The 1,518-nt window shown below is 67.5% G+C and carries 1 protein-coding gene and 1 pseudogene; both read right to left on the reverse strand.

The genetic code is table 11. The features are described 5' to 3' along the window. Positions 1 to 1,002: IS21 family transposase (locus EPN29_03980; protein TAN34269.1), on the reverse strand; the 1,002-nt coding region annotated here is incomplete at its 3' end. A 167-nt stretch (positions 1,003 to 1,169) separates the two neighbouring features. Beyond that, a pseudogene (locus EPN29_03985) lies at positions 1,170 to 1,518 on the reverse strand (IS1380 family transposase).

Genomic DNA, 1,518 nt, shown 5'->3' on the forward strand with positions numbered 1-1,518 from the left:
GTAGAAGCTGGCCTCGAACGAGACCAGGCAGTCCTTACCGACTCGACGCAGGTGCTTGTCGGTGACCAGATACGGCTGATCGGGCAGCGGGCCCAGCGCGGCACGATCGGTCTCGGCGCGCACGGCGATCACCTGGCCGTGGGTGCGGTGGACCTGGGCACGGCGGATCGGCAGCCATGCCTCGAACGCGCCGTCCAGCTCGGCGATCGAGTCGAAGCAGCGGCCGGCGACCACGTGGTCCCGGACGATGTTCACCTGTCGCTCAACACGGCCCTTGCCGGTGGGTCGGTAGGCGGCCAGCACGTCGATGGTGAACCCGTAGTGCTCGGCGAACGCTGCCGCCTCAGGGTGCAGTGGGACCGCGACCCCGGGTGCGACATGCCGCCTGATCACGGTCTTGGTGCGGTCATAGACGACGCCGCCAGGGACCCCACCGAAGTGCGCGAACGCGCGGCGGTGGCAGTCCCAGAAGGTGGCCAGGTCCATGCTGGTGGTGAAGCAGGTGAACGGGTCGCGTGAGTAGCTCAGCGTCATGTGGAACGAGTAGACGTTGCTGATCCCGACGTGGGCCAGCAGGTCTCCCTCGTCGCCCCAGTCGACCTGCGCTTGGGCGCCGGGGACGACCTCGAACCGGCGGTGCAACCCGGTCAACGGGTTCTCATCAGCCTCGGCGAGCTCGGCGGCGATCCGGGGCCGGGCCTCGGCCAAGAACATCTTGACCCGCTGATAGTGGCCGGTGAACCCGTGCTCGGCGACGAGGCGCTCATGGACCACGCTGCCCTTCAACGTGATGTCGTTGCGCAGCCACGCCTCAATCACGCCCACGAACGGGGTGATCACCTTGGGCTGAGTGCCCGCCCGGGCCGGCGCGACAGGAGGGACCGAGGGCGCGTCCTCGGCCAGGTACTTACGGACGGTGCGCCAGTCGACGCCGCAGTCGCGGGCGATCTCGGCATAGGTAGCGCCTGCGGCATGCAGGGCGCGGAAACGGCGGATGTTCATCCAGGACTCCGAATCAAGGATCATGAGCAGGTCACCCTTCGGGCTCGTCTACTTGGCGGTGGACGAACCGAAGGGTGACCCAGCTCAGGGCGAGGAGGGACTCAACTCGCCGAGACCGACCTACACGTCAGGTCGTACGCGGAGCGACACATGAGGTAGTACGCGGACACCAGGGCGTGGTCACGATGACGTTGATCGGCCTCGACCATCGACAGCGTGCTGTTGGTGATGAAGGCGTGGTGGCGGTAGGCGGCGAACAGCTCGCCCTGCACGCTCTTGGGCTCGGTGCTGTCGTTGGTCAGGGGCTGTAGCCGGCGAACTCGGCGCACGATCAGCCGGCAGGACACCTGCTCGGCCTTGCGGCGCCCCGTGAACGCGACGAAGTTGACCTCGGCTACCTCGGCATCGCTGACCCAGTGACCTTCGCCGGGCTGCTCGCCAGCTTCCCAGACCGCGTTCGGGTACTTGATCGTCTGCCAGGCCCCAGCGGGGATGTTGGTGATCGCCGCGGTCACC

The organism is bacterium (assembly GCA_004299235.1).
Taxonomy (GTDB): Bacteria; Chloroflexota; Dormibacteria; order Dormibacterales; family Dormibacteraceae; genus SCQL01.